Origin of the sequence: Rahnella bruchi (genome assembly GCF_003614975.1) — a bacterium.
GTDB classification, from domain to species: Bacteria; Pseudomonadota; Gammaproteobacteria; order Enterobacterales; family Enterobacteriaceae; genus Rahnella; species Rahnella bruchi.
This window is the reverse complement of record NZ_QZWI01000001.1, coordinates 800,509-819,310: the sequence shown is the minus strand read 5'-3', so window position 1 is coordinate 819,310 and position 18,802 is coordinate 800,509. Positions and strand designations below refer to the sequence as shown.

Sequence of the window (18,802 nt, the reverse complement as noted above, 5' to 3'; positions counted from 1 at the left end):
CATGGCTGAACAAAAAGTAAGTAAAATCCAGAAGCTATGGCCAACGCTCAAACGTCTTTTAGGGTATGGCAAACCTTACCGTAAGCCCTTGTCTTACGCCGTCCTGATGTTGTGGATAGCGGCAGCAGCGGAAGTCACCGGCCCGATTCTGATCAGCTTCTTTATCGATCACTATGTGGCGAAAGGTGAAATGCCCTGGGGAAAAGTCAGTTTGCTGGCGCTGAGTTTCATCTTTCTGCAATTTCTTGCGGCAAGCCTGCACTATTTTCAGGCACTCCTGTTTAACCGTGCTGCGGTCGGCGTGGTTCAGAGACTGCGTACTGATGTCATGGACGCGGCATTGCGTCAGCCTTTAAGTGCTTTCGATACCCAGCCGGTAGGGCAACTGATTTCGCGGGTCACTAATGACACGGAAGTGATCCGCGATCTTTATGTCACTGTCGTATCGACTGTGCTGCGCAGCATTGCGTTGATCGGAGCGATGCTGGTGGCGATGTTCAGCCTCGACTGGCGGCTTGCCTCGGTGGCTATCTGCATCTTCCCCGCTGTATTTGTGGTGATGGGGCTTTATCAGATTTACAGCACGCCGGTCGTTCGCAAAGTGCGTGCTTATCTGGCGGACATTAATGATGGCTTCAACGAGGTCATTAACGGTATGAACGTCATTCAGCAATTCCGTCAGCAAAAACGGTTTGGTGAACGCCTGTCCCGCGCCAGTCAGTCGCATTATATGGCCCGTATGCAAACGTTGAGGCTGGAAGGATTTCTGCTTCGTCCGCTGCTCAGTTTATTCTCTTCCCTGATTTTATGCGGCTTGTTAATCCTGTTCGGTTTCAGCGCAGAAGGTTCGATCGGGGTGGGGGTTTTGTATGCTTTCATCAACTACCTCGGGCGCCTCAACGAACCTCTGATTGAGCTGACTTCGCAACAATCCATACTCCAGCAGGCGGTGGTTGCAGGTGAACGCATATTTGATTTGATGGACCGGAGTCAGCAGCAGTACGGACCGGACGATAAATTGCTGACCAGCGGCGAGATTGATATCGGTGATGTCAGTTTTGCCTACCGCCCGGACAAATGGGTGCTGGAGAATATTTCCCTGCATGTTCCTTCGCGTGGGTTTGTGGCGTTGGTGGGGCACACTGGCAGCGGAAAAAGTACGCTGGCGAATCTGCTGATGGGCTATTACCCGTTAAATAAAGGTGAGATCCGCGTCGACGGACGTAATCTTGCCTCTCTCTCGCACACCAGTCTGCGAAAAGGTATTGCGATGGTTCAGCAGGATCCGGTGGTTCTGGCTGAGTCGGTATTCGCTAACGTGACTTTAGGCCGTGATATCGATGAAGCGCAGGTCTGGCACGCACTGGATATTGTGCAGCTTTCTCCGTTAGTACGTGAAATGCCGGAAGGGCTGAATACGCGTTTGGGGGAGCAGGGCAATAATCTTTCTGTCGGACAGAAGCAATTATTGGCGATGGCGCGCGTTTTGGTGCAGGCACCGGAAATTCTGATCCTTGACGAGGCAACGGCCAATATCGACTCAGGAACTGAGCAGGCAATTCAGCGCGCTCTTCGCGCCATCCGTCAGCAAACAACTCTGGTTGTTATTGCTCACCGTCTGTCTACGATTGTGGATGCGGATAATATTATGGTACTGCATCGCGGGCAGGCTGTAGAGCAGGGCAACCATTTGCAGCTGCTGGCAGAAAAAGGCCGGTATTATCAGATGTATCAGCTGCAGCTCGCCGGACAGGAACTGGCTTCGGCTGAGCAGGTAATTCCTTCCACAGAAAACGCATAATCTTTCTGCTGGCGTAACGAGTCCGTTTCGCCAGCACCCTCTTCCAAAGGTCTTCTCTTCCCGCAGTATCGGTGTGCGCACCGTATTCAGGCAGGCAAAATGCCGGCGATTAAAATCTTGCACTATAAAGCGGCGGTGAGCACTTAAATGGTGCGCGTACTGCTGCGCGCTCTATGGCGGAACAACTGTGCGCCTGGTCACGAATATTCTGAAAATGCCATTTTGCGCGGGGATCGCAGGAATCTTGAGTCAGTTTCAAATTTGGCACACCCTTTGCTTTAACCATTGCGTATCGGGCGCGAATCCTCTCGCGGTAAGCCCTTAATTCGAGGAGTGGCACAATGAAGCTGGTTACTGTGGTGATCAAACCTTTTAAGCTGGAAGACGTGCGCGAAGCGCTGTCTGCTGTTGGAATTCAGGGGCTGACCGTAACGGAAGTTAAAGGTTTTGGCCGTCAGAAAGGTCATGCCGAACTTTACCGTGGCGCGGAATACAGCGTGAACTTCCTTCCAAAAGTAAAAATCGACATTGCTATCGCAGACGATCAGCTTGACGAAGTGATCGACGTGATCAGCAAAGCGGCTTACACCGGCAAGATCGGTGATGGCAAAATTTTCGTTGCTGAATTGCAACGTGTTATCCGTATTCGTACTGGTGAAACCGACGAAGCAGCACTGTAATTTCCGTTTTTTATCTCTCATACCGATCGGTTTGAGATAAATCAGATTAGAAAAAACAGTTTTGAGAAACAGGGGTGGGTTAATAATGAAAAAACTTTTATCCATGATGGGGCTTGGCGCCGTTGCATTACTGCCTTCGCTTGCCATGGCCGCAGCACCAGCAGCCGCAAACGGTGCTGATAACGCCTTTATGATGATTTGTACCGCGCTGGTATTGTTCATGACCGTACCTGGCGTGGCGCTGTTCTACGGCGGTTTGCTGCGTTCGAAAAACGTTTTATCCATGCTGACTCAGGTCATCGTGACCTTCGCATTGGTCTGCGTTCTGTGGATCCTCTACGGTTACAGTCTGGCATTCAGCGAAGGTAACGCCTTCTTCGGCGGTTTCGGCAACGTAATGATGAAAGGCATCGGCCTGGATTCTGTTACCGGCACCTTCTCCCAGATGATCCACGTTGCGTTCCAGTGTTCATTTGCCTGTATTACTGTGGCATTGATCGTCGGTGGTATCGCGGAGCGTGTTCGCTTCTCTGCGGTGCTGATTTTCACCGTGATTTGGCTGACCTTCTCCTACATTCCGATGGCACACATGGTATGGGCAGGCGGTTTCCTGGCTGCTGATGGCGCGCTGGACTTTGCGGGCGGGACTGTTGTTCACATCAACGCCGCTATTGCTGGTCTGGTGGGGGCCTACCTGCTGGGTAAACGTGCTGGCTTTGGCAAAGAAGCCTTCAAACCACACAATCTGCCAATGGTATTCACTGGCGCAGCTATCCTGTACGTCGGCTGGTTCGGTTTTAACGCAGGTTCTGCAAGTGCAGCGAGTTCCATTGCCGCGCTGGCGTTCCTGAACACTGTGATTGCAACTGCGGGTGCCATCCTGTCCTGGACTCTGGTTGAGTGGATGGTTCGCGGTAAGCCTTCACTGCTGGGTGCAAGCTCCGGTGCTATCGCAGGTCTGGTTGCCATCACTCCGGCGTGTGGTACGGTCGGTGTCGGCGGTGCTTTGATTATCGGTCTGGTCGGCGGTGTGACTGGCCTGTGGGGTGTGGTCACCCTGAAAAAATGGCTGCGTGTTGATGATACCTGTGACGTATTCGGTGTTCACGGCGTCTGCGGTATCGTAGGCTGCATCCTGACCGGTGTATTCACTTCCAGCTCTCTGGGCGGTGTGGGTTACGCAGAAGGCGTCACTATGGGCCATCAGGTCTGGGTGCAGTTCTTCAGCGTTTGCGTCACGCTGGTGTGGTCTGGTGTTGTAGCCTTCATCGGTTACAAAGTGGCTGACATGATTGTAGGGCTGCGTGTTCCTGAAGAGCAGGAACGTGAAGGTCTGGATGTTAACAGCCACGGCGAAAACGCTTACAACCAGTAAGCCGGTAGTAATATGATTTCAGAGAAAGTAGTGCGCTAACTCTCTTATCAGGCAGTATCAAACAATAAAATAATGATGATATGCAAAAGGGGCGATAATGATATCGCCCCTTTTTAATGCCTGCTTTTTTTACGACGTTCTGCCAGAACGCTTATTCAGGTGTCCGCTGGCGGATCACGCCTTCCTGTACCGTTGAGGCAACCAGTACACCGTCACGGGTATAAAACTGTCCACGTACAAAGCCACGGGCGCCCGAGGCAGATGTGCTTTCCACGGCATACAACAGCCAGTCATCCATCCGGAAAGGGCGGTGGAACCACATCGAATGATCGATGGTGGCGACCTGCATGCCCGGCTCAAGGAACCCGATACCATGCGGTTGTAGCGCAGTTGGCAGGAAATTGAAATCAGAAGCATAACCCAGCAGATACTGATGAATTCGCAAATCGTCCGGCATTTCCCCGTTGGCTCTGAACCACACCGCGCGGTGCGGCTCTTCGACGCTTCCCTTCAGCGGGTTATGGAATTTCACCGGGCGCATTTCAATCGGCTTATGGCCAATGAATTTTTCGCGGAATTTTTCCGGGATCAGATGCGCCAGATTTTTGGCAATGTCCGATTCAGAAACTAACGTCTCCGGAGCCGGGACATCAGGCATGGTGTTCTGATGTTCAAAGCCATTTTCCAGGCTTTGGAACGACGCCGTCATATAAAAAATCGGTTTGCCATGCTGAACGGCTTTTACGCGTCGTGCGCTAAAGCTGTTGCCGTCGCGCAGGATTTCCACGTCATAAATGATGGGTTTACTGCTGTCACCGGGACGTAAAAAGTAGCTGTGAAAAGAGTGAATGCCGCGATCGACGGGTACAGTTTGTTTGGCCGCATACAACGCCTGACCGACAACCTGACCACCAAAGACCTGACGTAACCCCAGATCTTCACTTTGACCACGAAACAGCCCTTCTTCGATTTTTTCCAGATCTAACAGATCCAGCAGATTTTTTAATGCCTGACTCATAGTGGCCTCATGAAAGTTACCGGTGATATTGACCTAAGTTGCTCGGGATACCGCAGGCAGGAATGTTCTGAAATACGCCTTCACTGACAGGTCTAACCTGTTAATCATAGTGGATCTTTTGATGGCTCAGAAGTCTTGTTTTACCATCGGGCGGCAAACCTTGGTTTTTTGTGCCATGATTAACGGGTAAGCTGGTTTAAGTCACTAAATTCATCGTCGGCGTTTATTACAGCTTGTCGACAAGCGAATAATAAAAGGGAGTACGATCAATGAAACTTTGGCAGATAGTAGGTGGAACCGCGCTGTCTCTGACTCTTGCCGGGTGTGCACAGCATCACGAGGCACCAGCGCAGCAACCCCCTGTGAATACCGCGGCCAGCCCGGCCACTGAACCTGCGATCACCGGCCCGAATGTCTCGGGTAGCGTGTTCATCAATCAGCGTGTGGCGTTGCCGCCAGATGCGGTTCTGACCGTGACCTTGTCGGATGCTTCGCTTGCAGATGCGCCATCGCGCGTGATTTCTCAGAAAGTCGCGAGAACCCAGGGCAAACAGGCACCGTTTACCTTTATCCTGCCGTACAACCCGCAGGAAATTGCGCCTAACGCGCGTGTTCTGTTAAGTGCGGCGGTGACCATTAATGGTCAGGTGACCTTTGTTACCGACAGCATCAAAGAAGTCATCAACAACGGTCAGGGCACACGTGCCGATCTGCAACTTGTCCCGGTCGTAGCCGTTCCTGTCGCGACCAAACCGAATGCTTTGGCGCCAATGACTAACCCGTCAAATCCGGGGATGGGCACTGCACCGGCACCGGTAAGTGCAGTTCCGACACAGTCCGCAACGTACTAACACGTTACTGACATTGATTCAGGCACCGCTCCGGCGGTGCCTTTTTATGAGCACCACTACCACTTCCAGCCATACTTCTCTAAATCCACTTTCCCTTTCTTAAAGGTAATTCCTTCAGCCAGAAGCGCCTGACGCTGGCGTTTAAAGTCTTCACCTTGCAGGGAAATTTCACCATGGCGGTTAATCACACGATGCCAGGGAAGCGTGCTGCCTTCCGGTAACTTTTTGAGTACGCCGCCCACCTGGCGTGCCGCCCTCGGAGAACCGGCCAGCTGAGCGACGTTTCCATAAGTCGTGACCTGACCAGGGGGAATGGCGGCGATTATCTGAAATACGCGCTGGCGAAAGTTATCGGGCTCTGACATGACATCCTCCTCAGTGTTTGGCGAACAGTATGACGCAAAAAATCTCCTTCTGTCCGCCCTGATTCAGGCGTATTGTTTAAGAAAACAACGGTTGTCGGCGGTTAACTTGCTTTTGCCTCAGGCATCATTGATAATGCCCACCGCTTCGATTCTCTCAGGAGAAATGAAGCCGACAACGTCAATGGGGGCTCTGTTGGTTCTCCCGCAACGCTAACTTGTTAACTCGGTCAGGTCCGGAAGGAAGCAGCCATAGCAGGTGTCGTGTGTGCCGGGATGTAGCTGGCAGGGCCTCCACCAATTTCAGGCCTTCCTGTTTTATCCATTCCCTTTTATTCCTGATTCATCACTCCCTCTTAGCCAAACTGCGCCCATAAAAAAGGGCACGTTCTCCGCGCCCTTGTTGACTGACCGTTTACCGGCTTCTTTTAATGATGAACCAGCGTCGCAAAGTAATACACCAGCGGTATGGCGAGTATATAAAGCCCTAAAGGCACTTCACGGACCTTTCCTGCCACCACTTTAATGATGATGTAAAACAGCAGGCCACCGGCAATACCGGTACCGAAACTGTTGGAAATCAACGTAATCATCACCATCATCAGTACCGGCAATGCATCGGTGAAATTCGCCAAATCAACTTTGCGAAGATTACTGAACATATTCAGGCCAATCAAAATCAGCGCAGGTGCCGTCGCTTCTTTTGGGATCATCAGTGCAACGGGTGTGAAAAGCAGCATCAGCAGGAACATCACCGCGGCAGAGAGCGCCGTCAGGCCTGTTTTTCCACCCGCCTCTGCGGCAGCTGACGATTCTATCAGCGCCGTGGCAGCAGGGATCCCCACAATCGGCCCCAGCGCGGCAGCAATTGAATCCACCATGAACGGGCGATTGATGTTTTTCATATTGCCTTCGTCGTCAAGCAATCCGGCTTCTCCGCCTACGGCCAGAGTTGTGCCCATTGTTGAGAAGAATTCTGACGCAAAGAAAATGAACAGGAACGGAAGGAAAGCGATATTAATCGCGCCAATCAAATCGACTTTGCCCAACAGCGGAGCCATCGAGTGGGGCAGGGAAATCCATTGATCAGGCAGATGGGTTACGCCGAACGGAATACCGGCCACAGTCGCCAGCAAAATTGCCCAGAGAATTGCTCCCGGTACTTTGCGTGCTTGTAATCCCACGGCAATCAGTAAACCCAGCAGCGCAATCAGTGCACCCGGTGCGGTAAAGTCACCTAAAGCCAGGGCATGTGTTTTGGCATTGGCCATTACCAGTCCGGCGTTACGAAAACCGAGCAGGGCAACGAAAATACCAATTGATGCCGTCAGCCCAAGTTTGATGGACTGCGGAACAGAACGGGTAACGACTTCCCGCAGACCAAAAACGGTCATCACGAAGAATAAAATACCCGACCAGCAGGCAATACCTAATGCGATGGGCCAGGTGATGCCATCACCTGCCAGCGTGATCCCGACCAGCACGGAACCGCCAATCCCAGGGCCGACCATAAACGGCAGGTTAGCGTAGAACGCCATTAATAGTGAGCCCAGAACAAACACAAGGATCACACCTGTTGTCACCGCACCTTTGTCCATTCCGCTGACCGCCAGCAAACCGGGGATCACTACCAGCAAATAAGCGGCGGCGAGAAATCCGGTGATCCCTGCCACACATTCGGTTTTCACACTGGTCTGTCGCTGATGCAAATGAAATCGTCGCTGCAACCAGCTTTCCCGCGTTGGGGTGGTTACGTTTTTCACAGAACTTTCAGACATGCTTAAATTCCCCTGACAATAATTTTTATAATGTTGTGTTAGCTATCATTTTTTTCCGGCCTGGCACCGGGCGTTTCAGATTTCTTTCGGCCAGATTTCCAGAACCGGTTCGACAATTTCACGCAATCCGCCGTCAGTGAGGCCTAAATCAGTCAGATGCGGTCCGGCATTACAGGCAAGACACGTTCCCTCGATGGCTTTAAACACACGGTAAGGCGGTTCCCAGTCGGCTATTAGTGCGCTGAGTTCACGCAGATTTTTAAACTGTTCAGCCAGTTGTTCCGCTGGCAATTCAGAAAGCATTCCGGCAATGGGCATATCTACTTTGGCCAGTAATGTGGCATTTTGACTGAGTGCCATTCCGCCGCCGCTGGAAATAAGCTGGTTCGCTGCCACAACCATGTCTGCCGGTGAGCGTCCCAGTACCACCAGATTATGGGAATCGTGCGAGTAGGAAGTGGCAATAGCGCCGCGCAGTTCACCCCAGCCTTCCAGCAATGCCATTTTAGGCGTGGCATCGTGCCTCCCGTGGCGGTGCTGTACCCAAATCAGGCTGAAGCCTTCAGGGAGTTGCACGACGCCGTCTCTGACATCAACGGTCACTTCGCTCCACTGTGTAAAGCGCGCGCCTTTGATATTGCGCAAGCGTGCTTTGCCGTTTTTCAGACCCGCGATTTTCATGCAGAAGTCGTCCGCATTCAGGGGGCTGAGCCGCATCGTGTTACGGGGAGGCGTAACGCCACTCGCAGCCGCCGGCGTAAAGAGAAGTTTGCTCTCTTTTGCTACACAGTTTCCTGCTACGTAAACTGCGCCTGGATGCAGATTTTCCAGCGAATCAAACGCGATGATATCTGCCGTACGTCCCGCCGCAATCAGTCCTAAATCAGAACGTTGCAGACGGATAGCAGCGTTGAAGGTCGCCATTCTTAGTACATCTTCCACCCGTAGCCCGTATGAAATCAGAAGCTTAACTAATGCAATCAGGCCACCTTTTTCCAGCAGATGGTCGGGCGGAACATCATCTGTACATAGCGTAATTTGAGAGGAAAGGTGCGGCAGCGCCTGTAAAGCGGCGGCGATATCAGGCAAAAGATAAGGATGAGAGCCGCGAATTTGCAGTGTCAGTCCGGCCCGCAGTTTTTCCAGAGCATCTTCAGCAGAGGTGAGTTCGTGATCGGAAGTGACGCCAGCCGCCAGATAGGCCTGAAGCTGTTCATCTTTCAGTCCGCGGGCATGGCCTTCGATCAGCTTTCCACTGTTTAAACCGGCCTCGAGAATTTCCAGCATCCTTTCGCTGCCATTAATGACACCGTGCATATCCATGACTTCTGCAACGCCAGCGATTTCCGGCCAGCTCAGCATCGTTTGCATTTCCTGACCGTTAAAGTCAGCACCGGACATTTCCAGACCAGGAGTCGAAGGTACGCTGGAAGGGGCTGCGCAAATCACTCGCAGAGGCAGATTGCGGCTCGCCTGCACTGCATACTGCACACCGGCGACGCCCAGCACGTTTGCCAGTTCATGCGGATCCCAGAATACGGTGGTCGTGCCCTGAGCGACGACAATCTCTGCGTATTTTTCCGGTGAAAGGTGTGAGCTTTCGATATGTACATGAGTGTCGATAAGTCCCGGTGAAAGATAGCGACCGGTTAAGTCATCAACATTTTCTGCCTGAGAGAATTTTCCGCGAGGATGGACGCTGGCAATCATGTTGCCGGTGATCCCGACATCCGCTTCACGAATTTCTCCTGTCACCATATCGATAACGTTTGCGTTGATCAGCAGACGGTCAAAAGGAATTTTCCCCAATGCAGCCTGAACTGCCCGCTGGCGCTGGGGTAACGGAGCAATTTTTTCAGTCATGTCAGTATCCGGATTTACAGTGTGATTAAGCTAATGTAGGGAGAGGGAACGACTTTGCACAGATGAATTATTTTATCCGTTTATAAGATGCGGTTATGCTGAGCAAACGTTTTCTATTTTTAGCGGGATCCCTGAATATTATGTCTGAACCCTGGCGTCGGTTGCCTGCCCTCTCCCTTAAGCAAATTCAATACTTTGTGACCCTGGCACAGTTACGCAGTTTCACTGAAACGGCGAACCGTCTGGCGATCAGTCAGCCGGCATTGAGCAGTGCACTGCGGCAAATTGAATTAGTGCTGGGGGGGAAATTATTAAACCGCACAGCGCAGGGCGTGAGTCTGACCGAACAGGGAGAAGCGGTTCTGCCTTATGCAGAACGGTTACTGAATACAGCGCATAGTGCCTTCGATGATATGCAACAAATCATGCAACAGGGGGGCGATGGAACTTTACGTATCGGATTAGTCCCTTCAGTCAGCACGTTGTTATTTCCCGCCGTGCCGCAGTTATTATCGGAATATTTCCCTGATATGCGTGTGGAATTCCATGACCTCACGAATGATGCATTATTACTGGAACTGGAGAACGGATCTGTCGATTTTGGTATCGGTGCGACTGACAGCACTGTGCCGGATTCTGTTGCGGTATACCCGCTACTGGAAGACCCTTTCGTGGCGGTGATCAGGCGGGATGACCCGTTATCAGAAGGGCATAATATTCCCTGGAGGCAACTGATTAAAAGGGATATTGCGTTGTTTTCAAAAGGGAATGTCAGCAGGCTCGTGACTTCTTTAATTGAAAGCCACAGACTGAATTTGCGTGTGAGTTATCGCGTAGACTTTCAGGAGACGTTATACGGATTAGTGCGTTCGCGTCTGGCATTAGCGATATTGCCAGAGTTATATACTGCAACACTTAATGATGATGAATTAACAGTGATTCATTTACAGCAGCCGACATTAAGCCGGACGGTCGCGATGATGCGTAAGCCAGCGCCATTGCGTTCGCCTAAAACAGAACAATGTTTCCAGTTTCTTTTGCAAACATTTCACCGGCAAATCAAAGAGAAAGCAGAAAGAAATATCTGAAGAAATAGTTAAAAATCGCTTAAGTTATTTTGTACGAAATATGAGCGTCAGGCCGAAAGGTATTTCGACCTGACTCTGTCTGTTAGCGTACGAATTTCCAGACTGCTACCGGGATTTTATCGTACAACTTGTTCATCGTCAGCTCCGCTAAACGATGGTCTGCTGCCGAGTAAAACAATTCCAGCTCGTCGTCGGAAAGTTCATACTTATTTTTTTCAATGACACGTTCAAGTGTATCAATAGTGGTACATTTTCTTAAACGCATCAAATAGTCGATTTTGTTCATCTTAGCCTTTTCATTTTTATCTGATGACTGCATATAAATTATTACTCAAGTCTTCATTAGGGTACAGATGTAGTCCCCTGAGAACATTCTGAATAATCGCTTCTTGGTCTTTTGCCATTGGCGTAAATCAGAATCGTTAATTCCATAATTGCTGAACAGGGTGTAGGTATCATCCAGATACTCTTCAACCAGATCACTTAAATGGGTATCATCCGGATACTTTATTTTAAAGCTCATCACAAAGGATGCAATGTGCTCAATCAGTTCGTTGAGCTGCAGGTTAACAGCAGAAGTGGGGTCGTTGACCCAACCGTGGTGACTGTCACCCAGTGTCGCGATGCCTTCATCGTAGAGCATTTCATTCAGGTAGCGTAACTGAGCGATATCGTGCCGCTTAGGCGAGTACTCATCCATATCATCCCCTCCGTAATGGTTTATTCGGTGTTGATAACACTCTGTGAGTAAACAACAAAACTTGATGGCTTACAGAAAACGGCTCTCACTACTAACGCTATGAACTGACTTATACATCAAAGACAATCGCGGTCTTTGAGATGGACTTTTCCGGACTTATTTGAAACATATAATTTAAATATAATTCATTTTTAGAAAGCTGCGCAAACGTATTACTCAAACTTACAATTCTTCAGCCGTCGAACCTTTGAACAAATCAATAATATCAAACTCCAGGCCTTCAGGTTTAACAAGGAATGTGACACTTTGCGTCGAAAACTCATTGGCATTAATGTCCAGGCAGCCGTTGAAAATCGTCCATCGGTACTGATAGCTCATCGAATAACAATTTTCGCCGATTGCAGCGATTGACACGATTTGCAAAGAATTCGGTTCATAACGTGCATTTTCTGAGAAATAAGTTAAATCGCCAATTAAGGATTCTTCAATTTCAGATAAATAACGTTCAATAATCTGCAGCAAATCTGAAGGAGTCAGATTTTTCCCCTTAATAGGGTAGGGGATAAATTTTTTCACCAGTTTTCGCCTTTGGACTCCATACCTTTCTATTATTGCATACTTTTATGAGGATGTGTTTTGAGCAAAGAAAAAAAGTTGCATTGCGAAAATTCATAACTTTCTGATTGTAATAGTAATTAGTTTATATTCACTAAATTTTACCCTTTTCTGACAATTTTGCTTTGCCTGAGGTGCGCTTTCACGGCCTGACGAGGGCATGCGGTAAAAAATCGAAACAGTTCACGGCTTGATACAAAACGCACTATGTGATGTTATATTGTAACGAACGGAGGGGCTATGACCAAAACACTCTTTACACTATCTTCGCCAGCGCGCTGTCTTGCCGTGCTGGCTGTGCTCGCTGTTTTATGGGCAGCAATTTACTGGGCAATTTCACTACCATGATTTTTGTTAATAATGTTGAGGTTGGTTATGACCGCCGGGCGGTCGCGATGCCAATCAGCGGGCAATTTCTTGCCGGTTCACTGACGGCTGTTATCGGGGCCAACGGAGCGGGTAAATCTACTTTCCTTAAAACGCTGGCAGGCCTTCAGCAGGCGGTTACCGGCAATATTACTTTTAACGGAAACAAGCGTCCGCGTCTGGCATATTTGCCACAGCAGGCCGAATTGGATCGCGGTTTTCCGATCAGCGTATTCGATCTGGTCGCGATGGGCTGTTGGCCGCAAAGCGGACTTTTTGGCGGCATAAATCAGCAGTCAGCTGACGCCGTGGCTAAGGCGCTGGAGACGGTCGGGATGACAGAAATGTCGCATTTGCCCGTTGGATCGCTTTCCGGAGGCCAACTGCAACGCACTTTATTCGCGCGTTTGCTGGTGCAACAGGCGCCCCTGATCATGCTTGATGAACCCTTTACCGGCATTGATACCCAGACAACTGATCTTTTGCTCAAGGTTATTGCCCGGTGGCATCAGGAAGGAAAAACCGTCATTGCGGTTTTACATGATATCTCAATGGTTGCCCGGCATTTTCCACATGTGCTCTATCTCAGCGCGCAGAAGAATTTGTGGGGAACCGCCCACGACGTTCTGGGGCACTTCCCGCATCAGGCGCATGCCTGTATTTCGACCGAACCTTTTTCTCTCGTGGCGGGAGTCGCCAATTCATGATGCTTTTCCATTTGCTGGCCGACCCCTTCATTGAGTTTGGTTTCATGCGCCGCGCGTTAATTGCCTGTATCGCTTTATCCATCAGCGCCACGCCTCTGGGTGTTTTCCTCCTATTACGCCGGATGAGTCTGGTAGGGGACGCACTTTCCCACGCCGTATTACCGGGTGCGGCGATTGGTTATCTGATATCGGGAATGTCGCTGGTCGCGATGGGGATCGGCGGTTTTATTGCAGGACTGGCGGTTGCGATGCTTTCCGGGCTGGTAAGCCGTCGGACGCAACTAAAGGAAGATGCCAGTTTCGCCGGTTTCTATCTGGGCTCGCTCGCGCTGGGTGTCACACTGGTTTCCCTGCGCGGTTCCAGTGTTGACCTTCTGCACGTTCTGTTTGGATCTATTCTCGCTATCGACTCTTCCGCCATGATTATGGTCGGCATAATTACCAGCGTGTCATTGCTGGTACTCGCCTGCATTTATCGCGCTCTGGTCATTGAATCTTTTGATTCGCTGTTTTTACGCGTCAGCGCGGGAAAATGGCTGGCGGCGATACATGGGATTTTCCTGGCGCTGGTGGTCGTGAACCTTGTCGCCGGTTTCCAGATCCTCGGCACACTGATGTCGGTTGGTTTGATGATGTTACCTGCGGCAAGCGCGCGTTTCTGGGCGCAGGATTTACCCCATACCCTGCTGAGCGCCATGATCATCGGCGTGATTGCCAGCGTTGTCGGGCTTATCTGGTCTTACTACGCTTCACTGCCTGCGGGCCCGTCCATCGTACTCAGCGCCACGGTGATCTTCTTTATTTCAGTTTTATTTGGAAAGCGTGGCGGGATGTTAACTGCCTCGCGAACGTAAGCAGCACGTTAATAAGTAGTACAACAATTAAGGGGACATGATGAAAGTATTACCTGTATCACTCGCAGTAGCTGCCCTGCTGTCGAGCCCGCTGGCCATGGCGAAAACTGTGGAAGCGGTAGCCAGTTTCTCCATTCTCGGGGATATCGTTCAGGAAGTGGGTGGCGAACACGTGAAAGTCACGACGTTAGTCGGGCCGGACGGTGATCCGCACAGCTTCGAGCCTTCGCCGAAAGACAGCAAAGCGATTAATAGCTCTGATGTCGTATTCGTCAGCGGGTTAGGTCTGGAAGGTTGGATTGATCGTCTGGTGACGGCTTCCGGATATAAAGGTCATTTAGTGACGGCATCTGAGGGCGTTAATTCCCGCAAAATGGAAGAAGACGGCAAGCAAATCACCGACCCTCACGCCTGGAACAGCATGGCGAATGGCGTAATTTATGCGACCAATGTAATGAATGCGCTGATCAAAGCCGATCCGGAAGATGCTGACTATTTCCGCCAGCGCGGAACGGCCTATATTGAGCAACTGCAAAAACTTGATGCGTGGGCAAAAACGGAATTCACCGGTATACCCCAGTCAAAACGTAAAGTGCTGACCAGCCATGATGCGTTTGGTTATTTTGGTCAGGAATATCACGTCAGCTTTATGGCGCCTGTCGGTTTCTCAACCGAAGCTGAAGCCAGTGCCAGCGGTGTGGCTTCGTTAATTAAGCAGATCAAAGCGGAGAAAGTGAAAACTTACTTCATCGAAAACCAGACCGATCCCCGCCTGGTGAAACAGATTGCTGCGGCGAGCGGCGCGCAACCTGGTGGTGAACTGTATCCGGAAGCGTTGTCAGGCCCCCAGGGGCCGGCCACAACCTATATCAAAGCGTTCAAACATAACGTTGAGACGATTGTTGCCAGTATGAAATAAGATTTTCCCTCCTCACGGTGTATCTGTGAGGAGGTTTTACATCATGTCTTAACAGAAGAAAAAGCCCCGTCGGGCAAGCGGCGGGGCTTTTGTTTTTATGGCGGGCGTAAAGGCAAGGCGCGGTATTAACGCTTTTTCTTTTTGCCCTGTACGGCTTTAAAGCGCGGATTACTTTTACAGATCACATAAATGCGGCCTTTACGGCGCACTACACGACAATCCGGATGACGTTTTTTCGCTGAACGTAATGAACTCAGAACCTGCATAACAATTTCCCTGATGTTGTTTACTTCTTACCGAGGAAGCTGCCGAAGCGTTGATTGAATCGCGCGGTGCTGCCTTCTTTTGAATACTCTTTCTGCTTACCGGTGTAATACGGATGGGAAGCTGAAGAAACTTCAATTGTGATATAAGGGTAGGTAGCCCCTTCCAGTTCAATGGTGCGGTCTGTCGAGATAGTTGAACCGACCTTGAAGTACTCATCAGCACTGGTGTCGTGGAAAACCACGGTGCGATATGCAGGATGGATAGTGGGTTTCATAATGCCTCAATTTGTTATGTTATACTATAACAATAAGTATGCACCCATCTGTTTTCCGGTTCAAGACTCAGGCGAAAAAAAAGGCCGCATAAGCGGCCTTTCGTCAGGTTGAGGATCCGTTACAGCGTCGGATGCTCTGGTTTGTGCGTATGTTCAATGTCCTCGTTCTTCTTACCGAAGCGGCGACGAACCACCACGAAGAAGACCGGAACAAAGAAGATCGCCAGCAGTGTCGCCGTGATCATCCCGCCCATTACGCCGGTACCAACAGCGTTCTGAGAACCGGAACCCGCGCCGGAGCTGATAACCAGCGGCATTACACCGAGGATAAACGCCAGTGAGGTCATCAGTATCGGACGAAGACGCATACGAACCGCTTCAAGCGTGGATTCGATCAGACCCTTACCTTCTTTGTCCATCAGGTCCTTGGCGAATTCGACAATCAATATGGCGTTCTTCGCGGACAACCCAATGGTGGTCAGCAGGCCTACCTGGAAGTAAACGTCGTTACTGAGTCCTCGCATCGTTGCTGCCAGAAGCGCACCCACAACCCCGAGCGGAACCACCAGCATTACCGAGAACGGTATTGACCAGCTTTCATACAACGCTGCCAGACACAGGAATACGACAATCAGGGAGATAGCATATAAGGCCGGAGCCTGGTTTCCTGATAAACGTTCCTGATAGGACAAACCGGTCCAGTCATAGCCGATACCGCTTGGCAGTTTGGAAGCCAGAGACTCCATCATTTCCATAGCAGCACCCGAACTTTGGCCCGGAGCTGGCTGACCCAAAATTTCCATTGATGGCAGACCATTATAACGTTCCAGACGCGGTGAACCGTATTCCCATTTCGCGCTGGAGAATGCGGAGAACGGCACCATCTGGCCTGCGCTGCCACGGACATACAAGTTATTGATGTCTGACGGCAACATACGGTATTTATTTTCAGCCTGAACGTACACTTTCTTCACACGACCGCGGTCGATGAAGTCGTTGACGTAGCTACCACCAATCGAAGCACCCAGAGTGGTGTTGATGTCGGAAATTGAAACGCCAAGTGCCGTTGCTTTTTCCTGATCAATTTCGATTTTGAACTGTGGCGTATCTTCCAGACCGTTAGGACGAACCTGAGTCAGCAAGTCCGGGTGTTGAGCAACCATGCCCAGCAACTGGTTACGTGCTTGTGTCAGTTTGTCATGCCCAAGGTTAGCCTGGTCAATCAGCTGGAAGTCGAAGCCTGTTGCCGTACCCAACTCAACAATCGCTGGTAAGTTGAACGGGAACACCAGTGCATCTTTAATGGTGCTGAATGCACCCATTGCACGGCCTGCTATTGCAGGAACTTTGTTCTCGGAGCCATTACGTTCGGACCAGTCTTTCAGACTGATAAACGCAATACCGGTGTTCTGACCACGACCTGCGAAGCCAAAGCCGTTAACCGTAAACACGGAGTTCACGTTGGCTTTTTCTTTCGTCAGATAGTAGTTGCTGACTTCATCGAGCACTTTCTGCGTACGTTCCTGGGTTGCACCTGCTGGCAACTGCGCCATGGTCAGGAATACACCTTGGTCTTCTTCCGGCAGGAAGGAGGTTGGCAGGCGGATAAACAGGAAGGCCATGCCGACAACGATCAACAGATAAATCACCAGATAGCGACCGGTGCTGCGCAGAATGTTGCCTACGCTGTCGGTGTAGTGGTGTGTGCTTTGGTCGAATTTCTTGTTAAACCAACCGAAGAAACCTTTCTTCTCGTGATGCTCACCTTTGGCAACCGGCTTAAGCATGGTCGCACAAAGTGCAGGCGTCAGGATCATCGCCACCAGAACTGACAGCACCATGGCAGAAACGATGGTGATGGAGAACTGACGGTAGATAACACCGGTAGAACCGCCGAAGAAGGCCATCGGGATGAATACTGCGGACAGCACCATTGCGATACCGACCAATGCCCCTTGGATCTGCTCCATGGATTTTTTGGTGGCTTCTTTCGGAGGCAGGCCATCTTCGACCATGACGCGTTCGACGTTCTCGACGACGACGATGGCGTCATCGACGAGCAAGCCTATCGCGAGCACCATCCCGAACATCGTCAGGGTGTTTATCGAATAGCCAAACGCTGCCAGGATTGCAAAGGTACCGAGCAAGACCACCGGCACCGCAATGGTTGGGATAAGCGTTGCGCGGAAGTTTTGCAGGAACAAGAACATGACCAGGAATACCAGGACGATGGCCTCGAACAGCGTTTTACCTACTTCTTTAATCGAGATTTTTACGAACGGCGTGGTGTCGTATGGGTAAACGACTTCCAGGCCAGCCGGGAAGAACGGCTCAAGCTTAGCCAGCGTAGCTTTTACAGACGCTGCGGTGTTCAGGGCGTTCGCACCGGTTGCCAGTTTGATACCCAAACCTGACGCGGGTTGTCCGTTGAAACGGGCAATAACGTCGTAGTTTTCACCACCCAGTTCGATTTTAGCCACATCTTTCAGGCGAACCTGAGAACCATCCTGATTTACTTTCAGAATGATTTTACCGAATTCATCTGGTGACTTCAGACGGGTCTGCGCCACGATAGAGGAGTTCAGCTGCTGGCCAGGAACCGGTGGAGTACCACCAAGCTGACCTGCTGCGATCTGGTTGTTCTGAACCTTGATGGCGTTGATAACATCGACCGGCGTCAGCTGGTAGTTATTCAGTTTGCTCGGGTCCATCCAGATACGCATCGCGTACTGAGCACCGAACAGCTGAACGTCACCTACACCCGCAGTACGGCTAATAGGATCCTTGATGTTGGAACCTACGTAGTCGGCGATGTCATCCTGGGTCATTGAACCGTTATTGGAAATAAAGCCGGCTACCATCAGGAAGCTGCTGCTTGATTTCTCAACCGAAATACCCTGTTGCTGAACTTCCTGCGGCAGCAATGGTGTCGCCAGCTGCAGTTTGTTCTGAACCTGTACCTGCGCGATATCCGCGTCAGTACCGGAAGCAAAGGTCAGGGTAATCTGAACAGTACCTGATGAATCACTGGTCGACGACATGTACATCATGTTGTCGATACCGTTCATGTTCTGTTCGATAACCTGAGTAACGGTATCCTGTACGGTCTGCGCATCCGCGCCCGGATAAGTTGCTGTCAGCTGAATTGCTGGCGGTGCAACGGTTGGATACTGTGCGATTGGCAATTTAAGTATTGCCAATCCCCCTGCCAACATGATGATGATCGCAATTACCCATGCAAAGATGGGACGATCTATAAAAAACTTAGCCATGAATTACCGGCT

At 50.6% G+C, this 18,802-nt stretch carries 18 protein-coding genes and 1 other RNA gene; 9 read left to right on the top strand and 10 right to left on the bottom strand.

The genetic code is table 11. The features are described from left to right. Position 1: 1 nt before the first annotated feature. The 3 genes from D5398_RS03925 (at position 2) to amtB (ending at position 3,856) form a co-directional block, all read left to right on the top strand. Complete coding sequence (locus D5398_RS03925; protein WP_120506415.1) at positions 2 to 1,801, top strand: SmdB family multidrug efflux ABC transporter permease/ATP-binding protein; 1,800 nt, start codon at positions 2 to 4, stop codon at positions 1,799 to 1,801. A 341-nt stretch (positions 1,802 to 2,142) separates the two neighbouring features. Beyond that, positions 2,143 to 2,481: a P-II family nitrogen regulator gene (gene glnK / locus D5398_RS03920; RefSeq protein ID WP_009639071.1), complete on the top strand. Its 339-nt coding sequence runs from the start codon at positions 2,143 to 2,145 to the stop codon at positions 2,479 to 2,481. Between the two features lie 85 nt (positions 2,482 to 2,566). Then, positions 2,567 to 3,856: an ammonium transporter AmtB gene (gene amtB / locus D5398_RS03915; protein ID WP_120506414.1), complete on the top strand. Its 1,290-nt coding sequence runs from the start codon at positions 2,567 to 2,569 to the stop codon at positions 3,854 to 3,856. 151 nt (positions 3,857 to 4,007) lie between these two features. On the opposite strand, the gene tesB is transcribed toward amtB, so the two are convergent. Beyond that, positions 4,008 to 4,874 (bottom strand): acyl-CoA thioesterase II, encoded by an 867-nt coding sequence (tesB, locus tag D5398_RS03910; RefSeq protein ID WP_120133524.1) that lies wholly within the window; start codon positions 4,872 to 4,874, stop codon positions 4,008 to 4,010. Between the two features lie 269 nt (positions 4,875 to 5,143). Between tesB and D5398_RS03905 the strand changes: the two genes are divergently transcribed. Further along, the gene (locus D5398_RS03905; RefSeq protein ID WP_120506413.1) at positions 5,144 to 5,725 is read left to right on the top strand and encodes a YbaY family lipoprotein; all 582 of its coding nucleotides are present in this window, start codon (positions 5,144 to 5,146) and stop codon (positions 5,723 to 5,725) included. A 56-nt stretch (positions 5,726 to 5,781) separates the two neighbouring features. On the opposite strand, the gene D5398_RS03900 is transcribed toward D5398_RS03905, so the two are convergent. Continuing rightward, positions 5,782 to 6,090, bottom strand: coding sequence for an MGMT family protein (locus D5398_RS03900; RefSeq protein ID WP_120506412.1), 309 nt, complete (start codon positions 6,088 to 6,090; stop codon positions 5,782 to 5,784). Between the two features lie 191 nt (positions 6,091 to 6,281). Here D5398_RS03900 and ffs point away from each other — a divergent pair. Beyond that, an RNA gene (gene ffs / locus D5398_RS03895) (signal recognition particle sRNA small type) lies at positions 6,282 to 6,378 on the top strand. A 137-nt stretch (positions 6,379 to 6,515) separates the two neighbouring features. On the opposite strand, the gene D5398_RS03890 is transcribed toward ffs, so the two are convergent. Next, positions 6,516 to 7,865, bottom strand: coding sequence for an NCS2 family permease (locus D5398_RS03890; RefSeq protein WP_120506411.1), 1,350 nt, complete (start codon positions 7,863 to 7,865; stop codon positions 6,516 to 6,518). Positions 7,866 to 7,940: 75 nt separating this feature from the next. After that, positions 7,941 to 9,728, bottom strand: a complete 1,788-nt coding sequence (locus D5398_RS03885) for an adenine deaminase (RefSeq protein ID WP_120506410.1) — start codon at positions 9,726 to 9,728, stop codon at positions 7,941 to 7,943. Between the two features lie 137 nt (positions 9,729 to 9,865). Here D5398_RS03885 and D5398_RS03880 point away from each other — a divergent pair, with 137 nt between their 5' ends. Then, positions 9,866 to 10,816: a LysR family transcriptional regulator gene (locus D5398_RS03880; RefSeq protein ID WP_244216712.1), complete on the top strand. Its 951-nt coding sequence runs from the start codon at positions 9,866 to 9,868 to the stop codon at positions 10,814 to 10,816. An 82-nt stretch (positions 10,817 to 10,898) separates the two neighbouring features. Here D5398_RS03880 and D5398_RS03875 read toward each other — a convergent pair whose 3' ends face one another. From D5398_RS03875 to D5398_RS03865, 3 genes are all read right to left on the bottom strand, one after another. Next, complete coding sequence (locus tag D5398_RS03875; RefSeq protein ID WP_056771138.1) at positions 10,899 to 11,102, bottom strand: HHA domain-containing protein; 204 nt, start codon at positions 11,100 to 11,102, stop codon at positions 10,899 to 10,901. Between the two features lie 45 nt (positions 11,103 to 11,147). Continuing rightward, complete coding sequence (tomB, locus tag D5398_RS03870; protein ID WP_104923047.1) at positions 11,148 to 11,516, bottom strand: Hha toxicity modulator TomB; 369 nt, start codon at positions 11,514 to 11,516, stop codon at positions 11,148 to 11,150. A gap of 222 nt (positions 11,517 to 11,738) precedes the next feature. Then, positions 11,739 to 12,092 (bottom strand): hypothetical protein, encoded by a 354-nt coding sequence (locus tag D5398_RS03865; protein ID WP_120506409.1) that lies wholly within the window; start codon positions 12,090 to 12,092, stop codon positions 11,739 to 11,741. Positions 12,093 to 12,442: 350 nt separating this feature from the next. Here D5398_RS03865 and D5398_RS03860 point away from each other — a divergent pair, with 350 nt between their 5' ends. Genes D5398_RS03860 through D5398_RS03850 form a run of 3 tightly spaced genes read left to right on the top strand, consistent with a single transcriptional unit; the run spans position 12,443 to position 14,977 of the window. Beyond that, positions 12,443 to 13,204, top strand: coding sequence for a metal ABC transporter ATP-binding protein (locus D5398_RS03860; protein ID WP_120506408.1), 762 nt, complete (start codon positions 12,443 to 12,445; stop codon positions 13,202 to 13,204). Then, the gene (locus tag D5398_RS03855; protein WP_120506407.1) at positions 13,201 to 14,058 is read left to right on the top strand and encodes a metal ABC transporter permease; all 858 of its coding nucleotides are present in this window, start codon (positions 13,201 to 13,203) and stop codon (positions 14,056 to 14,058) included. The genes D5398_RS03860 and D5398_RS03855 overlap by 4 nt, the downstream gene beginning before the upstream one ends. Before the next feature lie 40 nt (positions 14,059 to 14,098). Beyond that, entirely contained in the window at positions 14,099 to 14,977 is an 879-nt protein-coding gene (locus D5398_RS03850) for a metal ABC transporter substrate-binding protein (RefSeq protein ID WP_120506406.1), read from the top strand. A 125-nt stretch (positions 14,978 to 15,102) separates the two neighbouring features. Here the strand turns inward: D5398_RS03850 and ykgO are convergent, their stop codons facing one another. The 3 genes from ykgO to acrB all read right to left on the bottom strand — a co-directional run bounded on the left by ykgO (position 15,103) and on the right by acrB (position 18,790). Beyond that, positions 15,103 to 15,243, bottom strand: coding sequence for a type B 50S ribosomal protein L36 (gene ykgO, locus D5398_RS03845; RefSeq protein ID WP_015698299.1), 141 nt, complete (start codon positions 15,241 to 15,243; stop codon positions 15,103 to 15,105). Between the two features lie 20 nt (positions 15,244 to 15,263). Beyond that, positions 15,264 to 15,518 (bottom strand): type B 50S ribosomal protein L31, encoded by a 255-nt coding sequence (locus D5398_RS03840; RefSeq protein WP_120506405.1) that lies wholly within the window; start codon positions 15,516 to 15,518, stop codon positions 15,264 to 15,266. A 119-nt stretch (positions 15,519 to 15,637) separates the two neighbouring features. Then, the gene (gene acrB, locus D5398_RS03835; RefSeq protein ID WP_120506404.1) at positions 15,638 to 18,790 is read right to left on the bottom strand and encodes a multidrug efflux RND transporter permease subunit AcrB; all 3,153 of its coding nucleotides are present in this window, start codon (positions 18,788 to 18,790) and stop codon (positions 15,638 to 15,640) included. Between the last annotated feature and the right edge of the window lie 12 nt (positions 18,791 to 18,802).